General features: G+C 67.7%; 19 protein-coding genes and 1 pseudogene. 12 read left to right on the top strand and 8 right to left on the bottom strand.

All coding sequences use genetic code 11. The annotated features are described in order from the left end of the window. The 3 genes from ACK5F2_RS10780 to ACK5F2_RS10770 all read left to right on the top strand — a co-directional run. The coding region (locus ACK5F2_RS10780) for a hypothetical protein (protein WP_409864585.1) at positions 1-650 on the top strand (650 nt) is incomplete at its 5' end. Between the two features lie 176 nt (positions 651-826). Further along, a complete protein-coding gene (locus tag ACK5F2_RS10775) occupies positions 827-3,931 on the top strand; it encodes a two-component regulator propeller domain-containing protein (protein WP_409864584.1) in 3,105 nt (1,034 codons plus the stop codon). Positions 3,932-4,018: 87 nt separating this feature from the next. Next, positions 4,019-4,924, top strand: a complete 906-nt coding sequence (locus ACK5F2_RS10770; protein WP_409864583.1) for a DUF6279 family lipoprotein — start codon at positions 4,019-4,021, stop codon at positions 4,922-4,924. A gap of 25 nt (positions 4,925-4,949) precedes the next feature. On the opposite strand, the gene ACK5F2_RS10765 is transcribed toward ACK5F2_RS10770, so the two are convergent. From ACK5F2_RS10765 to ACK5F2_RS10750, 4 genes are read right to left on the bottom strand one after another with little or no spacing between them, the layout of a single operon-like run. Beyond that, positions 4,950-5,663 (bottom strand): GGDEF domain-containing protein, encoded by a 714-nt coding sequence (locus ACK5F2_RS10765; protein WP_409864594.1) that lies wholly within the window; start codon positions 5,661-5,663, stop codon positions 4,950-4,952. 44 nt (positions 5,664-5,707) lie between these two features. Next, positions 5,708-6,103, bottom strand: coding sequence for a DUF1987 domain-containing protein (locus ACK5F2_RS10760; protein WP_409864582.1), 396 nt, complete (start codon positions 6,101-6,103; stop codon positions 5,708-5,710). A gap of 38 nt (positions 6,104-6,141) precedes the next feature. Beyond that, entirely contained in the window at positions 6,142-6,723 is a 582-nt protein-coding gene (locus ACK5F2_RS10755) for a SiaB family protein kinase (RefSeq protein ID WP_409864581.1), read from the bottom strand. Between the two features lie 2 nt (positions 6,724-6,725). Next, positions 6,726-7,982 (bottom strand): SpoIIE family protein phosphatase, encoded by a 1,257-nt coding sequence (locus tag ACK5F2_RS10750; RefSeq protein WP_409864580.1) that lies wholly within the window; start codon positions 7,980-7,982, stop codon positions 6,726-6,728. 270 nt (positions 7,983-8,252) lie between these two features. Between ACK5F2_RS10750 and ACK5F2_RS10745 the strand changes: the two genes are divergently transcribed. After that, positions 8,253-9,080: a DODA-type extradiol aromatic ring-opening family dioxygenase gene (locus tag ACK5F2_RS10745; protein WP_409864579.1), complete on the top strand. Its 828-nt coding sequence runs from the start codon at positions 8,253-8,255 to the stop codon at positions 9,078-9,080. Between the two features lie 72 nt (positions 9,081-9,152). Here ACK5F2_RS10745 and ACK5F2_RS10740 read toward each other — a convergent pair whose 3' ends face one another. Beyond that, complete coding sequence (locus tag ACK5F2_RS10740; RefSeq protein WP_409864578.1) at positions 9,153-10,469, bottom strand: MFS transporter; 1,317 nt, start codon at positions 10,467-10,469, stop codon at positions 9,153-9,155. A gap of 103 nt (positions 10,470-10,572) precedes the next feature. On the opposite strand from ACK5F2_RS10740, the gene cyoA reads away from it, so the two are divergent. From cyoA to ACK5F2_RS10700, 8 genes and pseudogenes are all read left to right on the top strand, one after another. Next, a complete protein-coding gene (cyoA, locus tag ACK5F2_RS10735; RefSeq protein ID WP_409864577.1) occupies positions 10,573-11,646 on the top strand; it encodes a ubiquinol oxidase subunit II in 1,074 nt (357 codons plus the stop codon). A gap of 31 nt (positions 11,647-11,677) precedes the next feature. After that, entirely contained in the window at positions 11,678-13,678 is a 2,001-nt protein-coding gene (cyoB, locus tag ACK5F2_RS10730) for a cytochrome o ubiquinol oxidase subunit I (RefSeq protein WP_409864575.1), read from the top strand. 15 nt (positions 13,679-13,693) lie between these two features. Then, on the top strand, positions 13,694-14,314 hold the full coding sequence (cyoC, locus tag ACK5F2_RS10725) for a cytochrome o ubiquinol oxidase subunit III (RefSeq protein ID WP_409864574.1): 621 nt from the start codon (positions 13,694-13,696) through the stop codon (positions 14,312-14,314). Then, positions 14,314-14,715, top strand: a complete 402-nt coding sequence (gene cyoD / locus ACK5F2_RS10720; RefSeq protein WP_133602792.1) for a cytochrome o ubiquinol oxidase subunit IV — start codon at positions 14,314-14,316, stop codon at positions 14,713-14,715. Before cyoC ends, cyoD begins: the two co-directional genes overlap by 1 nt. Next, positions 14,712-15,500: an SURF1 family protein gene (locus ACK5F2_RS10715; protein WP_409864573.1), complete on the top strand. Its 789-nt coding sequence runs from the start codon at positions 14,712-14,714 to the stop codon at positions 15,498-15,500. The genes cyoD and ACK5F2_RS10715 overlap by 4 nt, the downstream gene beginning before the upstream one ends. A 17-nt stretch (positions 15,501-15,517) precedes the next feature. After that, entirely contained in the window at positions 15,518-16,849 is a 1,332-nt protein-coding gene (locus ACK5F2_RS10710) for an ATP-binding protein (RefSeq protein WP_409864572.1), read from the top strand. Continuing rightward, positions 16,839-17,141: pseudogene (locus ACK5F2_RS10705) on the top strand (response regulator); the annotation flags it as partial. The gene ACK5F2_RS10710 and the pseudogene ACK5F2_RS10705, both read left to right, overlap by 11 nt. Before the next feature lie 84 nt (positions 17,142-17,225). Then, a complete protein-coding gene (locus ACK5F2_RS10700; RefSeq protein WP_409864592.1) occupies positions 17,226-17,390 on the top strand; it encodes a helix-turn-helix domain-containing protein in 165 nt (54 codons plus the stop codon). Here the strand turns inward: ACK5F2_RS10700 and ACK5F2_RS10695 are convergent. The 3 genes from ACK5F2_RS10695 to ACK5F2_RS10685 all read right to left on the bottom strand — a co-directional run bounded on the left by ACK5F2_RS10695 (position 17,383) and on the right by ACK5F2_RS10685 (position 20,389). Beyond that, positions 17,383-17,916 carry a GNAT family N-acetyltransferase gene (locus tag ACK5F2_RS10695; protein WP_409864571.1) on the bottom strand — a complete coding sequence of 178 codons (534 nt, stop codon included), beginning with the start codon at positions 17,914-17,916 and terminating at the stop codon, positions 17,383-17,385. The genes ACK5F2_RS10700 and ACK5F2_RS10695 overlap by 8 nt on opposite strands. Before the next feature lies 1 nt (position 17,917). After that, the gene (locus ACK5F2_RS10690; RefSeq protein WP_409864570.1) at positions 17,918-18,562 is read right to left on the bottom strand and encodes a DUF1294 domain-containing protein; all 645 of its coding nucleotides are present in this window, start codon (positions 18,560-18,562) and stop codon (positions 17,918-17,920) included. A 90-nt stretch (positions 18,563-18,652) separates the two neighbouring features. Continuing rightward, positions 18,653-20,389 carry a DEAD/DEAH box helicase gene (locus ACK5F2_RS10685; protein ID WP_409864569.1) on the bottom strand — a complete coding sequence of 579 codons (1,737 nt, stop codon included), beginning with the start codon at positions 20,387-20,389 and terminating at the stop codon, positions 18,653-18,655. Positions 20,390-20,805 lie beyond the last annotated feature (416 nt).

Here is a 20,805-nt window from a genome sequence, read left to right as displayed (position 1 = left end):
GTATCTTGTCTGGCTGTGCTTCCCCGACGCCGCCCATGATGAGCTTCTTCGTCACCAGCGTGAGCCCCGGCCGCGGCGGCGATCTGGGCGGGCTGGAGGGCGCGGACGCGCATTGCCAGGCCCTGGCCACGGCAGCCGGCGCCGGTGCACTGCGCTGGCGGGCCTATCTCAGCCAGGCCTCCAATCTGAAGAATCTGCAGGGCGAGCCGGCCGTGCATGCGCGCGAGCGCATCGGCCCCGGGCCCTGGCACAACGCCCAGGGCCAGCTGATCGCCCGCACGGTGGACGAGCTGCATGCGCCGGGATTCGCCGGCATCAATCGCCAGAGCGCGCTGAGCGAGCGCGGCGAGCCCATCCCGGGCCGGCTGCACGACATCCTCACCGGCAGCCGGCCGGATGGCACGGCGCCCTCCCCGCTGGACGCGGACATGAGCTGCCGCGGCTGGCGCAGCACCGCGGACCTGGCCGAGGATGGCAGCAGCCACGGTGCCCTGGTGGGCCACCATGACCGGGTGAGCGCCATCGCCGAGCCCTGGGCCGGCTCCTGGAACTCGGCCCACCGCAGCCGCGGCTGCAGCCCGGCCCGGCTGGCCGAGCTGGGCAGCGGCGGGCTGTTCTACTGCTTTGCCCTGCCGCCCCAGCAACGCTAGGCCTCGCGGCGCGTGACCCAGTCCACGCCACAGCGCACAGCCGGGGCGGGAAGCCGGTAGAGCTCGTGTACCCTTGCCGGGTGCCACGCCGCAGTTCTGCCTTAGCCCCTTCCGCCGTCCGTTCCGCCCTGCTTGCGTCCATACCGGGCCTGGGCTCGTGGCTCTGGCTGCTTCTGATGCTGATGGCTCTTGGGGCCAGCGTGCAGGCCCAGGCGCCGGCCCAGGGCGCAGCCGCCCCGCGCAGCGCCGCTACCCCTTTCGAGTCCGCAGCGGTGATGCCGGCCGGCTATGCCGCCCTGGCCTCGCCCACCGCGGCCCTGAGCCAGTACAAGCTGGACCTCTGGCAGACCGAGCAAGGCCTGCCCCTGAATACCGTGCAGGCCTTGCTGCAAACGCGCGACGGCCAGCTCTGGGTGGGCACGGCGGGTGGTCTGGCTCGATTTGACGGCCTGCGCTTCCACACCTTTGACGAGGAACAGGCGCCGGCCCTGTCGTCCGAACCGGTCTTCGGCTTCATGCAGGACCGCCAGGGCGGACTGTGGATCGGCCACACCCGCGGGGCCTCCCTTTACCGCGACGGACGTTTCGAGACCGCGATCACGGTGGCGCAGAGCGGCAACCGCCGTGTCTGGGCCTTCGCCGAGGCACCGGACGGCACGATCTGGGCGGCCGGCGAGAACGGCTTGCTCAAGCGCGACGCCAGCGCGCAGGGCAAGGCGGGCTGGACCCGCTATCAGGAGGCCGAGGGCCTGCCCACCAAGCGCCTGCGCAGCCTGGCGCTGGATGCCCAGGGCTGGTTGTGGATAGGCAGCTCCGGCGGCGGCCTGATCGTGCGCGAGCCGGTATCCGGCCGATTCCACACCCTCAAGCCCGACCAGGGGGGCTTCCCCCATCTGCAGGTGCGCCATGTGATCGCGGACCCGCGCGGTCGCGGTGTCTGGGCCGCCACGGCGGGGGCCGGCTTGGTTCATGTACAGCGCCAGATGGACCAGAGCACGGGCGAAGCGCCGCGGTTCAGCATTCAGACCTACACCACGGCCGACGGCCTGCCCTCCGACCATCTGACAGCCCTGGCCCTGGATGCTCAGGGACGGTTGTGGATAGGCAGCTGGGGCGCGGGCGTGAGCCGGCTGGAGGCGCTGCCCGAACCCGGCGCTGCGGCGCCGCGCTTCAGCCCCGCGCTGAGCAGCGCCCAGGGCTTGGCCGGCAGCCAGATCTGGAGCCTGCAGACGGACCGCGAGGGCAGCGTCTGGGTCGGCACCTGGGTCGGCGGACTCAACCGCCTGCGCAACCGCGCCTTCACGGTCTTCGGCGCGCCCGAGGGCCTGGCCTATGACAACACGCGCGCCGTGCTGCACAGCCGCGACGGCGCTCGAACCTGGGTGGCCACGGCCGGCGGCGGCCTGAGCCTGCTGGACCATCGCAAGGCCCAGATCCACACCCTGCTGCGCCAGGAACGCGGCGGCCCTCTGCTCAGCGACGAAATCTCCACCCTGATGGAGGACAAGCGCGACGGCACGCTCTGGGTGGGCAGCTACACCCACGGCTTGATGCATCTGAGCGCCGATGGCCAGCGCCTGCTGGCCAGCTACAGCACGGGGGAAGGCCTGCCCAATCATGAGATCCGCTCCCTGCTGCAGGATCGTGCCGGTCGGCTCTGGATAGGCACGCGCGGCGGCCTGTCCCGCCTGGATCCCGAGGCAAAACTCCCCCAGCCGGTGCAAGACGCTAACCTGCCGCAGGAGGGCATCACCGCCATGCTGGAGGACCGGCAGGGGCGACTGTGGTTCGGCACCACGGGCCAAGGTCTGCTGCGCCTGGACCGCGACGGCCGCTTCAGCCGTCTGAGCCAGGCCGAGGGCCTGCTGTCCGACTGGATCATGGCCTTGCACGAGGACGAGCGGGGCACGCTCTGGATAGGGACCAATGGCGAGGGACTGAACCGCCTCAGCCCCGAGGGCAGACTGGCCAGCATACGCAGCCGCGACGGGCTCTGGGACGGGCTGATCCAGGTGATTCTGCAAGACGATCAGGGCCAGCTCTGGATGAGCTGCAATCGCGGCTTCTTCCGCGTGGCCCGGGCCGAGCTGGACGCACTGGCGGAGGGTCGCATCAAGCGCGTGCAGTCCCTGGGCTTTGGCCCCGGCGATGCGCTGCGCAGCACCACCTTTGCCGGAGGTCTGCAAGGCGCAGGCGCTCGCGATGCCCAGGGACGGCTCTGGCTGCCCTCGGCCAGCGGCCTGCTCATCGTGGATCCGGCGCGTCTGCCCGGCGGGGCCGGTGCGCCGCAGCTGCGCCTCACCGGCGCCTGGCTGCAGTCTCAGTGGCAGGCACTGAACCCGGGGCACACCCTGGAACTGCCACCGGGCCCGGTGCCGCTGCGGCTGAGCTTCTCGGCCGATACCCTGCTCTATGCCGAGCGCCTGCGCCTGCGCTATCGCATGCAGGGCCTGGGCCGCGGCGAATGGGTGGACCTGGGCAATGTGCGTGAGCTGAGCTTTGCCACCCTGCCCCACGGCGACTACCGGCTGGAGCTGGCGGTCAGCGGGGACGGCGGGCTGCACTGGCGTGAGCTGGATCCCCCGCTGCCGATCAAGGTGCAGCCCCAGGTCTGGCAGACGCCCTGGTTCCTGGCCCTGGTCCTGCTGGCGACCCTGGGTGGCATGGCGGCCCTGGTGAGGCTGAGAACCCGCAGCCTGCAGGCGCGCCAGGCGGAGATGGAGCGCCTGGTGGCGCAGCGCACCGAGGAACTGCGCCAGGCCAATGAACATCTCTCCCGGCTCTCCTTTGCCGACTCACTGACCGGGCTGGCCAACCGGCGGCGCTTCGATGAGGCCTTTGAGGATGAGTGGCGCCGCGCCCGACGCAGTGGCCAGGCCCTGGCCCTGGTGCTGGCCGATGTGGACGGTTTCAAGCGCTACAACGATCTGCTGGGCCATCAGGCCGGTGATCTCTGCCTGAGCCGGGTGGCGACCGTCATTGCCAGCGCAGCAGGACGGGCAGGCGATCTGGCCGCACGCTACGGCGGCGAGGAGTTCGTGGTGCTGCTGCCGGGCACCGACGCCATCGCGGCGCTGGCCGTGGCGGAGCATATTCGCAGCAGCTGCGAGGCCCTGGCCCTGCCCCATCCCGACAGCCCGGTGGGCAATGTCGTGACCGTGAGCCTGGGCCTGGCCAGCTGCGTGCCCAGCGCCGAGGAGGATGCGCAGCGGCTGCTGGCCCAGGCCGATGCGGCCCTCTACCGGGCCAAGCAGCAGGGCCGCAACCGCGTGGCCCAGTAAGACGCCTGGGCGCAGGTTCAGCAGGACGGGCGCGCTTCTGCTAGGGTTGCGGCAACGACCTCGGTGCGATCGATCCTGCCTCCTGCCATGAAAACGCCAGCTCCAGCCCGCCCCGCACGCCTGGGCCTGCTCGCGCTGCTGGCCGCCCTGATGCTGTGGCTGGGCGGCTGCGCGACCAGCACCTTGCGCCTGGCCTACGGGCAGGCGGATACCCTGCTGTATTGGCGGCTGGACAGCTATCTGGACTTCAGCAGCGAGCAGGCGCCACGGGTGCGAGAAAGTCTGGCGCATTTCATGGACTGGCACCGCCGCACCCAGCTGCCGCGCTACGCCCAGGAGCTGCGCCGCCTGCAGCCCCTGCTGGCCCAGCCCGACATCCCCGCCGACCAGCTCTGCCGTGAGCTGGAGCAGCTGCGGGCGGTGGTGGAGCCGCCCCTGCTGGACCCCGGCAACTGGGCCCTGCTCTGGCTGACCAGCGAACTCGGGGAGGAACAGCTCTTGCACCTGGAGCGCAAGCAGCGCGTGGCCAACGAGAAGTGGAAAGCCGAATGGCTGGACGGCACGCCGGAACGCCGCCGCGAGCAGCGCTGGCGCAAGGCTGTGGAGCGCGCCGAGATGCTTTATGGGCGCCTGGACGAGCCGCAGCGCCGGGCCCGGCGCGAGGGGCTGGACCAGGCGCTCAGCTTTGACGCCCAGCGCAGCTACCAGGCCCGGCTGCAGCGTCAGCAGGAATTCCTGCAGCTGCTGCGCCGCCAGCGGCTGCAGCCTCTACCGCCCGAACAGGCCGCACGGGCCCTGCAGCAGTTTCTGGAACAGACGCTGCGGGGGGCGCCGTCGGATGCGGCCCAGCAGCGCTATCTGCAGGCCGTGCAGCGCGAGGGCTGCGCCAGCTTTGCGCGCCTGCACCGGGCCACCACGGTGGCCCAGCGCGAGCAGGCCCAGCGCACGCTGGGCAGCTGGGCTGCGGACTTCAGCCAGCTGGCCGGCCGCTGAGCCGCTCAGCGGAGTTCAGTGGCGCTCAGCCAGGGGCACAGGCCACGCGGTTGCGGCCGGCGCGCTTGGCCTCGTAGAGCGCCGCGTCGGCCAGCCCATAGGCCTGATCGAAACCATGGCCCTGGGCCAGGCTGCTGACGCCAAAGCTGGCGGTGACGGGCTGCCCATCAGGCAGGGCAAAGTCGTGCCCGGCCACGCGCCGGCGCAGACACTCGGCCAGCGCGGCGGCCGCGGCCAGATCGCGCCCCGGCAGCAGCACGGTGAACTCCTCACCCCCGACCCGCCCGACCTCGGCGCCCGCTGGCACCTCGCTGCGCAGGCAGTCGGCCACGGCGCGTATCACCCCATCGCCCACGGGATGGCCGAAGCTGTCGTTCACGCGCTTGAAATGGTCGATGTCCAGCACGATCAGGGCCAGGCCCTCGCGCTCCAGATGGTGCCGGGCGCGCTCGATCACGGCCGCACGGTTGAGCACGCCGGTCAGGGCATCATGGGTGGCGCGGTATTGCAGCTCCTGGGCCAGCTCGTGCAGGCGCTGGTTGAGACGATTCATCTCCAGCTCTTCGCGGTCGCTGCGCCGCACCAGACGCCGGGTCTCGCGCAACAGGCGCTCGTAGGCCAGGATCAACTCGCCCAGCGCCTGGTGATGCCAGGCATTGGCGTCCGCATAGGCCGCACGCGCGGCGCTCACCGCCAGGGCTTCGTACTCGAAGAGGTCGTGGCCGGAGCTTGGCGGCACGACGATGCCCGGGACGCCGCCGCGCGCGAGTACGGGACTCTCGTTCACACCACCCCCACCGGCTGCAGCACGAACTCAATGGCCGGGAAGTCATCGGCCAACTCCCGGCCAAACTCGAGGATGGTGTCGTCGTCCTCCTCATACAGCCAGTGCAGCACCACGCGCCGTGCGCCCTGCTCCACCGCCTCGGCCAGGGCCTCAATGAGGTTGAACAGCATCTTGGTGCTGGAGCTGTTGAAATAGGCCAGGGCGATATGCACCTGCAGGGTGCTGGCGCTCTCGCCGGCCAGATAGGCGCGCAGCTGACGCAGGATGTCGCCGTAGAAGGCGGCGGCATTTTCTGGATAGGACTCCCCGCGCAGGCTCAGCAGCCCCTCGTCGAAGCGGAAATCCACCTCGGGGGTGCTGGGGCTGGCGGCGATGTAAAGACGGTTCTCCATGCCTGGAATCTCTCTGGATACGGTTGTGGGGGCGCCGCTCAGACGGTGGCCTTGAGCTGGAAAACGGCCGTGCCGGGCTGGTCCAGCAGGGGCTGCAGCGAAAACTCCAAGGGCTCGCTGGCGTCGCGTGCCATGGTCAGCAGGCCCATGCCGGCACCCTTGCTGCCCTCGGGCGTCTCGGCGCGCAGGCTCTCGCGGTAGGCCTTCTTGATTTCCTCCAGAGTCATGCTGCACAGGCGCTGCAGCTTGTCGCGCAGGCCCTCGGCCACGCCGGACTCCACCGGGTTGGCGCACAGCAGCAGGTAGCGGCCCTCATGCTCGGTGATGCAGACCGAGCCGTGGCGCAGCTCGCGCTCCATCTGATCACCAGGTGTCAGCGCATCGGCCGAGTAGTGCACGATGTTCTGCGACATCTCCACAAACGAAGAGAACAGCTTGCGCCGGGTCGGTGCATCCACACCGCTGACCTCCAGCTGCAGGCGCACCGCCTCGGCCATGGCGGCAATGATGTTCTGCGAGAAATAGCCCACGTAGTAGAAGATCACGCGGTGCTTGCGGGCCATCTCGAAGAAGCTTCCATACTCCTGCACGATGGGGGCTGCGGCGCTGGCGGCGGACATGGTCAGACAGACTCCTGAACTCGGAAACAGAAAAAGGTGAGGTCGTCGCGGCGGTGATGCTGGCTGCCCTGCCACTCATGCAGTGCGGCCTGCATGGCGCGGTTGATCTCGGCGGCGCTGCGCTCGCGCTGGGCCAGCAGCAGCTCGCGCACGCGGCGTTTGCCAAAGGCAATGGCCTTGGGGCCGCCGATCTGGTCGATCAGGCCGTCCGTGGCCACGAAGACCAGGCTGCCCGCTTGCAGGGGCACCTCGCGGTTGTGCCAGACATGGTCAATGGGCGTGTTCACATAGCCCACGCCCTGGCGCTCGCCGTCCACCATCTCCACACCGGCCTGGCCGGGATGCAGCACGAAGAGCGAGGTCTTGGCGCCGGCAAAGCGCAGGCTGCGGCGCGAGCGTTCGTACCAGAAGCAGGCCGCGTCCAGCCCGTCATCCGAGGCCGCGGTCTGGTCCTGGCCGTCCAGCTGACCCAGCATCTGCTTGATGCTGCGATTCAGGCCACCCAGCAGATGGGCCGGATCTCGCGGCCCGTGCTGCTGGATGGCCTGGCTCAGGCTGATGGAGGCGATCAGGGTCATGAAGGCGCCGGGCACACCATGCCCGGTGCAGTCGGCCACCGTGGCCAGCCAGCCCTCCGCGGTGTCGCTGAACTGGTAGAAGTCGCCGCCCACCACATCGCGGGGCTCCCACACCAGATCGGCATCCAGCCCGGTGCGGGCCAGGGCCTCGCGCGAGGTGCGCAGCATGGAGCGCTGGATGACGCTGGCGTACTCGATGCTGTGCATGATCTGGCGGTGCCGGGACTCCTGCATCTGCGCCACCACGCGCATCAGGGGCAGGCCGTGGCCCACCCCCAGGAACTGCCCCTCGCGGGTGATGATGAAGCCGTCGCTCAGGGCCTTCTCGCCGTGGCTGACGGCGCGCTGGGTCAAGGGCTCGATCGGCAGATCGGCCTCCACCACCAGCGGCTCCTTGTCCATGAAGGCGATGCAGCTCTTGCGGTCGTAGATCTCCCGGTGGAAAGGCCGGCTCATCTGGGAGAGGAAGATGTTGCGGTTGATCAGGCCGATGGGCTGCCCGTTCTCGACCACAGGCAGGCTGATCAGATCGCGATGTCGGCCAAAGAGCTCCATGACCTGCTCGTTGTTGTGCTCGGTGTTGACGGCCGGCACGGCCCGGCACAGATCCCCCGCGCAGGGCGGGTGGAAGCTGGGGCGGCAGTCGCTCAGGTAGGTGGCAGGGGCAGCAAGCTCAGGCATGGAAGGCCCAGAAAGACCAGAGGCGCCCATGCTATGAAGCGCAGATCACGCCCTTGTGACAGCTCGTCACAAAGCCGGCATACCGCCATCGAATGCCGGGCGCCGTGATCTTTTTCGCGCAAGACATGGCACCCTGAGGCCTGCACGCAACGGCGAGCGGGCCCAAACCCAGCGGCACTCAGGTTTTTTGAATGCTGCACTCAACAGGCATCACGCCCCACAGCCACGGGGGCAGGCAGACTGGGCACCACAGCCTCCCCTGGAGCCGCCATGCCCCGCACCCAGCCTTTGCCCACCTACTTTCTCTCCCATGGCGGTGGCCCCTGGCCCTATATGGACGGCCCGTTTCGCCAGCATTTCGGGCAGCTGGAGGCCTCGCTGCGCCAGATTCCGCTGGAGCTGGGGCAAGCCCCCCGCGCCGTGCTGATGATCTCGGGCCATTGGGAGGCGGAGCGCTTCGAGCTGATGGCGGCCGAGAACCCGGGCATGGTCTATGACTACGGCGGTTTTCCCGCCCACACCTACCAGATCCGCTACCCGGCACCCGGTGAGCCGGCCCTGGCCCGCGCGGTGGCGCAGCGGCTGGAGGCAGCCGGTCTGCCTGCGGCCCTGAACAGCAAGCGGGGCTTCGATCACGGCGCCTTCACCACCATGTTTCCCATGTACCCCGAGGCGGATGTGCCCCTGGTCCAGCTATCGCTGCAACAGGACTACGACCCGGCGCAACACCTGGCCCTGGGGCGCGCGCTGGCGCCCTTGCGCCACGAAGGCGTGCTGATCATCGGCAGCGGCCTGAGTTACCACAATCTGCGCGCCTTCGGACCGGCCGCCCACACGGCCTCGGGACAGTTCGACGCCTGGCTGCAGCACGCCCTGCTGCGGGAAACTCCCGAGGGGCGTCGCCGAGCCTTGTTGCGCTGGAGCGACGCCCCGGCGGCCCGTCTGGCCCACCCCCGGGAGGATCATTTGCTCCCCTTGATGGTGGCCGTGGGCGCCGCCGAACAGGAGGCCGGATCGCGGGTCTACCACGAGCCGGACTTCATGGGTGGGGTCACCGTGTCCAGCTTTCGCTTCGGCGCCCTTCCCGGCGGCCAATAGGTACGCGCAAGAGCATGCGAAACGGAATGAAAAGCGGCCCCGCAGGGCCGCTGTAGGAGGCTGCAAGCCCGCTCAGTCGCGCTGGGCGAGGGCCTTGTTGACGCGCAGGGCCAGCAGGGTGCAGGCCGCAGCCGAGAGCAGATAGAGCGTCACCGCCACCAGGCCATAACGGGCCGACAGACCCAGGGCCACCAGGGGCGCGAAGGCGGCCCCCACCAACCAGGCCAGATCGGCGGTGAGCGCGGCACCGGTGTAGCGCAGGCGGGGCGGGAAGTTGGATGTCACCGCCCCGGCCGCCTGGCCGTAGGACAGGCCCAGCAACACAAAGCCGAAGAGGATGAAAAGGTCCTGACCACGGGTCCCGCCATCCAGCAGCCAGGGTGTGGCCAGGCTGAACAGGCCAATGGCCACAGCCAGGCTACCCAGGGTATTGCGCCGTCCGATGCGGTCAGCCAGCAGGCCCGACAGGGGCATGGCCGCGGCCGCGAGGCAGGCGCCCAGGATCTGCATGCCCAGGAAGGCGCCCACATCCTGGCTGCCCATCAGCATGACCCAGGACAGGGGGAAGACCGTGACGATGTGGAACAGCGCATAGCTGGCCAGAGCCGCAAAGGCACCAATCACCACCGTGCTGCCCTTCTCGCGGATCAGATCCTCCAGATCGCAGGGCTCCAGCTCGCGTTCGCCCAGCTCGCGCTCGTACTCATGCGTGACCACCAGACGCAGCCGGGCGAAAAGAGCCACCACATTGATGGCGAAAGCCGCAAAGAAGGGGTAGCGCCAGCCCCACTCCAGGAAGTCATTGGACGAGAGATGGGTCCAGAGATAGGCAAACAGACCGGCCGCCACGAGAAAGCCCAGGGGGGCGCCAAGCTGACCCAGCATGGCGTACCAGCCGCGCCGCCGGGCCGGTGCATTCAGCGCCAGCAAGGACGGCAGGCCGTCCCAGGAACCGCCCTGGGCCAGGCCCTGGCCGACCCGGCACAGGGCCAGCAGCAAGATGGCCATGGCACCGGCCGTCTGGTAGCTGGGCAGCAGCGCCATGCCGGCGGTGGAGGTGCCGAGCAGGAAGAGCGCTGCCGTCATCTTGAAGCTGCGTCCGTAGCGACGCTGGATTTCCATGCCCACCAGGGTGCCCAAGGGGCGCACGATGAAGGCCAGGGACAGCAGGGCAAAGGCATGCAGCATGCCCTCCAGCCGCGGCATGTGCGGGAAGAACACTGCCGGGAAGACCAGCACGGAGGCGATGCCGTAGACGAAGAAATCGAAGTAGTCGGAAGCGCGACCGATGATCACGCCCACGGCGATGTCCCCGGGGGCCAACGCGTCCGCTTTCGCCGAACGACCCTGGGGCGACTGGGGGGCATTGAGGGTGGTGGTGCTGTTCATGGCTCCTACCTGGGACAAAATGTCCAATCGTTGACCTGTGTCAATCAGGATACATTCGCGCACGACACGCAACTAGCGTTTTCCCGCCGGTCTGGTTAACCCGATGACGTCCAATCCTCTACTCAAGCGCCTTCTGACCCGCCTTGGCCTGCTGCTGGCAGCTCTGCCTCTGGCGGCCTGCGATCTGGTGGTGATGAAGCCCTCCGGCGATATCGCCTCGCAGCAAGCCGATCTCATCGTCACCTCCACGGTGCTGATGTTGCTGATCATCGTACCGGTGATCTTCCTGACCCTGCTGTTCGCATGGCGCTATCGTGCCTCGAACAAGTCTGCCACCTACGAGCCGGACTGGGATCACTCCACCCGGCTAGAGCTGGTGATCTGGGGCGCACCGCTGCTGATCATCATCGCTCTGGGCGCCATCACCTGGATCAGCACCCACAAGCTCGATCCCTACCGTCCGCTGGACCGCATCGACGAAAACCGCCCCGTGCCTCAGGACGTGGCACCGCTGGTGGTCGAAGTCGTGGCCCTGGACTGGAAGTGGCTGTTCCTCTACCCCGAGCAGGGCATTGCCACCGTCAACGAGCTGGCCGCCCCGGTGGACCGCCCGATCCAGTTCAAGCTGACCTCCTCCACGGTGATGAACGCTTTCTACGTGCCGGCCCTGGCCGGCATGATCTACGCGATGCCCGGCATGGAAACCAAGCTGCATGCGGTGATCAACAAGGCTGGTGTCTACGACGGCTTCTCCTCGAACTTCAGCGGCGATGGCTTCTCGCACATGCGCTTCAAGTTCCACGGCCTGTCCAACGCTGACTTCGAGGCCTGGGTGGCCCGCAACAAGGCCGAGGGCAGCGAACTGACCCGCGAAGGCTATCTGGAGCTGGAAAAGCCCAGCGCCAAGGAACCGATTCGTCGCTATGCCAGCGTGAGCAACGGCCTGTACGACGCCATCGTCAACCGCTGTGTGGACGGCAGCAAGATGTGCATGGCGATGATGATGGCCATCGACGCCTCCGGCGGCGGCGGCAAGGGCGCCATCGCGGGCCTGGCCAGCAAGCCCTGGGGCAATGACGATCTGGAGCGTACCTATGTGTCCGCCCTGTGCACCCCCGAAAACGCCGGTGACTACGCGCCGCGTGCCGCGGCTCAGTCGCAGCTGAAGCTGCGTTGACACGGCCCCTCCGAGATTTCGAGTAATTGCCATGCAAGAACAAAACCATCTCGTGCTCGGCCGCCTAGGCTGGAACGCGATTCCTCATGACCCCATCATCTGGGCGACTTTCGCCATGGTGGTGCTGGGCGGCACCGTGATGCTGGCCCTGATGACCAAATACCGGGTCTGGGGCCCGCTGTGGCGTGACTGGCTGACCAGCATCGACCACAAGAAGATCGGCATCATGTACATCGTGCTGGGCCTGGTGATGCTGCTGCGCGGCTTTGCCGACGCCATCATGATGCGTGCCCAGCAGGCCATCGCCTTCGGCGACCAGGCCGGCTTCCTGCCGCCGCACCACTACGACCAGATCTTCACCGCCCACGGCGTGATCATGATCTTCTTCGTGGCCATGCCCCTGGTGACCGGCTTCATGAACTACGTCGTGCCGCTGCAGATCGGCGCGCGCGACGTGGCCTTCCCCTTCCTGAACAACTTCAGCTTCTGGATGACGGCTGGCGGCGCGGTGCTGATCATGGCCTCGCTGTTCGTGGGTGAATTCGCCCGCACCGGCTGGCTGGCCTTCCCGCCGCTGTCGGGCATCCTGGCGAGTCCGGGGGTGGGGGTGGACTACTACATCTGGGCGCTACAGGTGGCCGGTGTAGGGACAACGCTATCGGGCATCAACTTGATCGTGACCATCATCAAGATGCGCGCGCCCGGCATGACCCTGATGAAGATGCCCGTCTTCACCTGGACCTCGCTGTGCACCAACATCCTGATCGTGGTGAGCTTCCCCGTGCTGACCGCCACGCTGGTGCTGCTGTCCCTGGACCGCTATCTGGGCACCAACTTCTTCACGGCAGACCTGGGCGGCAACGCCATGCTCTACGTGAACCTGATCTGGATCTGGGGCCACCCTGAGGTCTACATCCTGATCCTGCCCGCCTTCGGCATCTTCTCCGAGGTGGTGGCCACCTTCTGCCGCAAGCGCCTGTTCGGCTATGCCTCGATGGTGTACGCGACGGTGGTGATCACCATCCTGTCCTACATCGTCTGGCTGCACCACTTCTTCACCATGGGCTCCGGAGCCAGCGTGAATGCCTTCTTCGGCATCACGACCATGATCATCTCCATCCCCACGGGGGCGAAGATCTTCAACTGGCTGTTCACCATGTACCGTGGCCGCATCCAGTTCGAGCTGCCCATGATGTGGACCATCGCCTTCATGGTCACCTTCGTGATCGGCGGCATGACCGGCGTGCTGCTGGCCGTGCCCCCGGCAGACTTCGTGCTGCACAACTCCCTGTTCCTGATCGCGCACTTCCACAACGTGATCATCGGCGGCGTGCTGTTCGGTCTGTTCGCCGGCATCTACTTCTGGTTCCCCAAGGCCTTCGGCTTCCGCCTCGACCCCTTCTGGGGCAAGGTCTCCTTCTGGTTCTGGGTGATCGGCTTCTACTTCGCCTTTATGCCCCTGTATGTGCTGGGCCTGATGGGCGTGACCCGTCGCATGAGCCACTTCGAAGACCCCTCGCTGCAGATCTGGTTCCAGGTCGCCGCCTTTGGCGCCGTGCTGATCGCGGTGGGTGTGGCGGCCATGCTGATCCAGTTCGTCGTCAGCTTCATGCGTCGCGAGCAGCTGCGCGACGTGAGCGGCGACCCCTGGGATGGCCGCACCCTGGAATGGTCGACCTCCTCGCCCCCGCCGGCTTACAACTTCGCCTTCACCCCGGTGGTGCATGACCTGGACGCCTGGACCGACATGAAGAAGCGTGGCGCGGTGCGTCCGACCCGCGGCTTCGTGGACATCCACATGCCCAAGAACACCGCCGCCGGCATCGTGCTGTCCGCCCTGGCCACGCTCTTCGGCTTTGCCATGATCTGGCATATGTGGCTGGTCGGTGGCATCACCTTCCTGGTGCTGGTGGTGGCGTCCATCGTGCACACCTTCAACTACAACCGCGACTACTACATCAAGGCCGATGAAGTGACGCGCACCGAAGACGAACGCACCCGACAGCTGGCGGCCCTGCCGAGCCAGGCCTGAGGAGGCGAGCAAACCATGCAAGCAACGCAAACCCTGAACGCGGACGGCACGATCCGCTTCTACGACGACGGTAGCCACCACCCTCAGCAGGGCACCCTGCTGGGTTTCTGGATCTACCTGATGAGCGACCTGCTCATCTTCGCAGCCCTGTTCGCCACCTTCGCGGTGCTGGGCAAGAGCTATGCGGCCGGCCCCTCGGGCGCCGACCTGTTCGACCTGAAGCTGATCGCGATCAACACCGCGCTGCTGCTGTTCTCGTCGATCACCTACGGCTTCGCCCTGATCGGGGCGCAGCAGGGCAGCAAGAAGCTGGTGCTGGGCTGGCTGGCCGTCACCGGTGTGCTGGGTGCGGCCTTCGTGGGCGTCGAGCTCTATGAGTTCTCGCACCTGATCCATCAGGGCGCGGACTGGCAGCGCAGCGCCTTCCTCTCGTCCTTCTTTGCCCTGGTCTCCACCCACGGCCTGCACGTGACTTTCGGCATCATCTGGCTGGTGGTGCTGATGGTGCAGGTCAACAAGCTGGGCCTGACCGTGGCCAACAAGCGCCGCCTGATGTGCCTGTCCATGTTCTGGCACTTCCTGGACCTGGTCTGGATCGGCGTGTTCACCTTTGTTTACCTGATGGGGGTGCTGTGATGGGCGCTCAACACCACGACAAGCACGATCACCACGGCCACGACGATCATGGCCACCACGAGGACCCGCTGGCCGAGTACCACGTCTCGTACAAGGGCTACTTCATCGGCTTCCTGCTGTCCGTCATCCTGACCGTCATCCCCTTCTGGCTGGTGATGGCCAAGGTCCTGCCGGCTGACATGACCAAGCTGATCATCCTGGCCTTCGCCGCGGTGCAGATCGTGGTCCACATGGTCTACTTCCTGCACATGAACGCCAAGGTGGAGAGCGGCTGGTCCATGCTTTCGCTCATCTTCACCGTGGTCTTCGTGGGCATCATCCTGGCCGGTACGGTCTGGGTCATGTATCACATGAACACCAATATGATGCCGATGCACGATATGAGCAATATGGTGTCGTGAAGCAGGATCAAACCCCTGATGGGCCGCGCTCTCGCGGTCCCGCCCGCTGGGTGGGGCTGCTGGGCGCGGCCCTTTTGCTTGTGGCGGCCCTGGGCTTCACGGCCCTGGGTCTTTGGCAACTGCAGCGCCTGGAGTGGAAGCAGGCCCTGATCGCCCGCGTGCAGCAGGGCTTGGCCCAGGCACCGGTGCTGCTTGATCCGCGCGATGGCGCTGCGCAGGAGTACCAGCGCGTCTGGCTGGAGGGCGAGTTCGACCACGCCCGCGAGACGCTGGTGGGCGCCAGCACGGTGCTGGGCAGCGGCTACTGGCTGATGACGCCCCTGCGCCGTGCTGGCGGTGATTGGATATGGGTCAATCGCGGCTTCGTGCCGCGCCGCGATACCGAACGCCAACGCCCTGCAGGGCCGCAACGCATCGAGGGCCTGCTGCGTCTGAGCGAACCCGGCGGCAGGCTGCTGCAGCGCAACGAGGCGCAGTCCGGGCGCTGGTACTCGCGTGATGTACAGGCCCTGTCGCAGGCGGCCGGGCTGCCGGCAAGCGCTGTGGCCTCCTCCTTCATTGATGTCTGGCCGGAGCCGCCGGGCTCGGCCTATGCCCAGCTGGCGAGCTCAGGCGATGCCGTGCTGAAGCCACCCTCGGTCTGGCCGCACCCCGGCCTCACGGTACTGCGCTTCAGCAACAATCACCGCAGCTACGCCCTGACATGGTTTGCGCTGGCGGCCATGTCCTTGGGTGCCGCCTTCTTCCTGCTGCGCCAGAGCCGGCAGCTCCGCCATCCCGAATGAGCCTCGCCCCCGCCGCCATGCCCCGCAGTGCCGACAACGCGCAGACGCCGGACCGGCAGGCCGGGCGCAGCAATCTGCAGCAGCTGGTGCAGCTGCGCTGGCTGGCCGCGGCCGGTCAGCTCGCCACCATCACCACGGTGCAATGGGTGCTGGACATCCAGCTGCCGCTGCGCGAAATGCTGGGCCTGCTGGCGGCCCTGGTGCTCTACAACCTCATGTGCTGGCTGCGCAGCCGCAATCTGCGGGGCGAGCTGGTCGGCCAGGCCGAGCTCTTTGCCGGCTTGCTGGTGGATGTGGGCCTGCTGGCCGGCCAACTCTATTACGCGGGCGGCATCAGCAACCCCTTCATCTTCCTCTTCCTGCTGCAGGTGGCCGTGGGCGCCGTGCTGCTGGAGCCGCGCTATATCTGGGCCATGGTGGCGGCCACCACCTCGGCCTTCATCGCCCTGACCCAGTGGCACCGCCCCCTGCTCTTCCCGGACAGTGTGAGCACCGAGCTCTCCAGCCACTACATCGGCGGCCTGCTGATCTGCTTTGTGCTCAATGCCGCGCTGCTGGTCTTCTTCATTCAGCGCATCGTGCTCAATCTGCGCCAGCGGGATGCCCGCCTGGCCAGCCTGCGCCAGCGTGCTGCCGAGGAAGAGCACATCGTGCGCATGGGTCTGCTGGCCTCGGGTGCGGCGCATGAGCTGGGCACGCCCCTGGCCACGCTGTCGGTCATCCTGGGCGATTGGGCCCATATGGCCCCCTTTGCCGGCGACCCCGAGCTGCGCGAGGAGATCGAGGAGATGCAACTGCAGCTGCGCCGCTGCAAGAACATCGTCAGCGGCATCCTGATGTCGGCCGGCGAGACCCGTGCCGAAGCGCCGGAGCTGACCCGGCTGCACGCCTTCCTGGACGGGTTGGTGGCCAACTGGCGCCGCACCCGGCCGGTTGGGGACTTCCACTACGAACGCCAGAGCCTGGCCGACCGCACCATCTTCTCGGACACCGCGCTCAAGCAGATGATCGACAACGTGCTGGACAATGCCCTGGAGGCAGCCCCCGGCGCTCCCCTGACCCTGATCGCCAGCTGCGACGAGGCGCGTGGCCTGCTGGAAATCTCGGTGCGCGACGAGGGGCCGGGCTTCAGCGAAGAAATGCTGGAACGCTTTGGCAAGCCCTACCAGTCGAGCAAGGGCAAGCCCGGCGGCGGCCTCGGACTGTTTCTCTCGGTCAATGTGGCCCGCACCCTGGGCGGACGCATAGTGCCTCGCAACCGACCCGAGGGCGGGGCCGAGGTGCTGATGCAGCTGCCCCTGGCCGCCCTGAGCCCCGCAAGCAATTTGGAAGTACAAGATGGAGATTGACCCTGACGCCGAGCGAGTGCTGCTGGTCGTGGAGGACGACGAGGCCTTCGCCCGCACCCTCACCCGCTCCTTCGAGCGCCGCGGTTACCAGGTGCTGCGCGCCAGCCAGCTGTCCGAAGTGCAGCTGCTGCTCGAGACGCACAGTCCCAGCCATGCCGTGGTGGATCTCAAACTGGCCGGCGGCGCCTCGGGCCTGAGTTGCGTGCAGGCCCTGCACACCTTCGACGACGAGATGCAGATCGTGGTGCTGACCGGCTCTGCCAGCATCGCCACCGCGGTGGAGGCCATCAAGCTGGGCGCGCGCCACTACCTGGCCAAACCGGCCAACACCGACGATATCGAAGCCGCCTTCGAGCGCGGGCAAGGTGACGCCGAGGTGGAGGTCACGGGGCGGGTCACCACCTCGATCAAGACCCTGGAGTGGGAGCACATCCACGAGACCCTGGCGGCCGTGGACTTCAATATCTCCGAGGCCGCGCGCCGCCTGGGCATGCACCGCCGCACCCTGGCGCGCAAGCTGGAGAAGCAGCGGGTCAAGTAGCGCGCGCGGCGCCCTGCAAAGAGCGCTCCATCCAGCGCGCCTCGACCCCGAAGCTTCCGAGCTTCTTCGCCAGCCCGGCGGCCAGCATCACCGGCTCGGCAAAGCCTTGCGCCTGCCAATAGGGCACAGATCCCTGCACCGCCACCAGCCCCAGCCGTATCAGTCCCAGGGCCTGAGCACTCTCCAGCACCTGGGCCACCAGGCGCCGCCCAAGCCCCAGCGAACGCCCGGCCGGGGCCACCGCCAGATCATGCAGATAGAGCAGCTGCGGCACAGCCGGCAGACTCACGCTCGGCGCGTCCAGAGCCGGCAGGCTCTGCTCGCACACCGGCAGGCTCACCAGATAGGCCAGGGGCTCGCTGCCGCGCCAGGCCATCCAGCTGCAGCGGTGCGGGGCCGAGGCCTCCAGCTTGGCACGAAAAGCCTGGGCCCCCTCCAGGAACTCGGGGCCATAGCACTGGGCCTGCAAGGCCAGCACGGCGGGCACATCGGCGGCGGTCAGGAGCCGCAGCTCGGGGGCATTCATCTCAGAGCACATAGGCGTGGAGCAGCTTGCTGCCCAGCGGGGTGAAGATCAGCACAAAGCCCAGCACATTGAGCATCACGCTGAGCCAGAACAGGCGGCGAAACGAGGCCTTGGCGCTCTTGTGGCGCAGCAGCTGCTGGGCCAGCAGGGCGCCGGGCCAGCCACAGGCAAGAGCCAGGGCGTGCAAGGTAGCCTCGGACACCCGCCACTGCTGCAAGCGCGCGGCGCGCTTGTCGCCGGCATAGACGATGAAGGTGGCCAGGCTCATGGCCAGATAGCCGCCCCACAGCCAGTGCGGCAGGCCGAAACCCAGATGCACCACCAGCACCAGCAGGGCGAAGCCCGGGATCAGCCAGAGGCTGCTGCCGCGCAGTGCCTCCTGGCGCCGGGCCCGGCGCTGCACCGCGGGCGGCGGCTCGGCCGGGCGGCGCGGCTCCAGGCTGCGCACGGCCTGGGCACGCGGCTTGCCCTGGGCGTCCTGCCCGGCCTCATAGCTCAGGCGCTCGCCCACAAAGGGGCGGTGCGGCCTCAGGCCGAAAGCCTTGGCATGCACGAAGAGCTTGGGGCCGCCCGCTTCGGGCGCGATAAAGCCATAGCCTTTGGCGGCGTCCCACTGGATCAGAGTACCTTGCTGTCGCCTTGTCATCGCGGGCCGCACTGTGCCACAGGAAAAAGAAAAGGCCCGCTTGCGCGGGCCTTGCGAGGCTCAGACCCGGTGCAGCGGGTTCAGGGCCGATCAGCGGCCGAAGCCGCCGCGGCGCGGGCCGCCGGCCGGCGGGCCATTGCGCTTGGCACCAGGGCCGCCGGGGCCGCGGCGCTCGCCACCGCCAAAGCCGCGACCTTCGCCGCCGCCGACATTGCCGCCTTCACGGTTGCCGTGGAAGGACGGCTTGCCACCGAAGGAAGGCTTGCCACCAAAGCTGGGCTTGCCTTCGCCGAAACCGGGGCGGTCGCCACGCGGGGCGAAACCACGGTTCTCGAAGCCGCGGTTCTCAAAACCACGCTCACCACCGGCGCTGCGGTCAAAGGGCTTGCGGTCGTTGAAGCCTTGCTGGCGCGGCTCGAAACCACGGCCCTCGCCACGCGGGGCGAAGTCACGCGGGGCGCCTTCACCGGCGGGGCGGCCGAAAGGCTTGCCACCGCCGTGAAAGGGCTTGCCGCCACCTTCACGCTGGAAGGGCTTGCTGCCGAAGCGCTTGTCGCCCTTGAAGGCGAAACCGGGCTGGCGCTCACCGAAACGGTCGCCGAAACGGCCGCCGCGCTCGCCCTCGGGGCGGGGCGGGAAGATGCGCGGCTCTTGCGTCTTGGGCTCCAGGCCCTCGATGCGCGAGACCGGGATCTGCTGGGTGGTGAACTGCTGGATGCGGCGGATCATGGACACATCGTCACGCACGGCAATCGTCACGGCCAGGCCGGAGCGACCGGCGCGGCCGGTACGGCCGATGCGGTGCACATAGTCCTCGGCCTTCATGGGCAGGCCGTAGTTGATCACATGGCTGATCGTGGGCACGTCAATGCCACGGGCCGCCACATCGGTGGCCACCAGCACGCGCAGCTCGCGACGGCGCAGGGCCATCAGGGTGCGGTTGCGGCGGCCTTGGGGCATGCCGCCGTGCAGCGGGGCCACGGCATGGCCGATCTCCGAGAGGCGCTCGGCCAGCCAGTCAGCATCGCGCTGGGTGGAGGTGAAGACCACGGCCTGGTCCAGATCACGCTCGGCCAGGATGTGCTCCAGCAGCTGGTCGCGGTGGTTGTTGTTGTCGGCCCAGTGCAGGCGCTGCTCGATGTTCTCGTGGGTCTCGGTGTGCGAGGCCACGTCCACACGCTCGGGCTCGTTGAGCAGGTCATGCGCCAGACGGCCCACATGACCGGCGAAGGTGGCGCTGAACATCACGGTCTGGCGCTTGGCCGGCGTGGCCTCGGCCACCAGCTTGATGTCATCGATGAAGCCCATGTCCAGCATGCGGTCGGCCTCGTCCAGCACCAGCATCTCGACGTTCTCCAGCACGCACTTGCCCGAAGACAGATGGTCCAGCAGACGGCCGGGGGTGGCGATCAGGATGTCCAGCGGGCCGGTCAGCTGACGGATCTGCAGGGCGTAGGGCATGCCGCCCAGCACGGTGGCGACCTTCAGGCCCTGGATGTGGCGGCCATAGGTCTGAGCGGCCTTGGAGACCTGCATGGCCAGCTCGCGGGTGGGCGCCAGCACCAGCACGCGCGGGCCATAGATCTTGCCCTTCTCGCGCTTGGGGAAACCCTGGCCGTTGTTGCCGCGGGCTTCCAGCACCTTTTGCAGGGCGGGCAGGATGAAGGAGGCGGTCTTGCCCGAGCCGGTGCGCGAGCTGACCATCAGGTCCTTGCCCGCCAGGGCGCGCGGAATGGCCTCGGCCTGGACTTCCGTGGCGTTCTCATAGCCGGAGTCCTTGACGGCGCGCAGCAGGGATTCGTGCAGGCCCAGATTCTCGAAACTCATATCACTTCTTTCGTCAACAAAGCCCTGCCCCGCCGGACACAGCCGGACATAGGAGGGCGCTGGTCAGGCCACAAATCAAAGGCCGACCAGTAGGGTCAAGTCGCTGGGAGAAAGCTCGCGTCGCACACCAGATCTCAGCTGCGTGAGTGCGCTTGGTGCGGCGCCGGGGAACAGTCAAAGCGACGGCATCGCCGCCGACCGTACCCGGGGGTCTTCAGTGCTGAGCGCTTCGGCCCGCGTGCAGCAGCGCTGCGGCGGGTGCGTCGGCCTGAAAGTGGTCAGAGGAGACGTACGAATTGCTCCGATCTCTGTCGAAGCAAGCCGCGCAGTGTAGCACGCTAGGGTTTTCACCAGCAAGCCCCTTCGCAAGCATTCTTTGCGTCGCCAAGGACTCACCCCGGGGCCGTGAAGCCCCA

Origin of the sequence: Roseateles sp., from assembly GCF_046300915.1 — a bacterium.
Lineage (GTDB): Bacteria > Pseudomonadota > Gammaproteobacteria > Burkholderiales > Burkholderiaceae_C > Kinneretia.
This window is presented reverse-complemented; position numbering and strand designations above follow the sequence as displayed.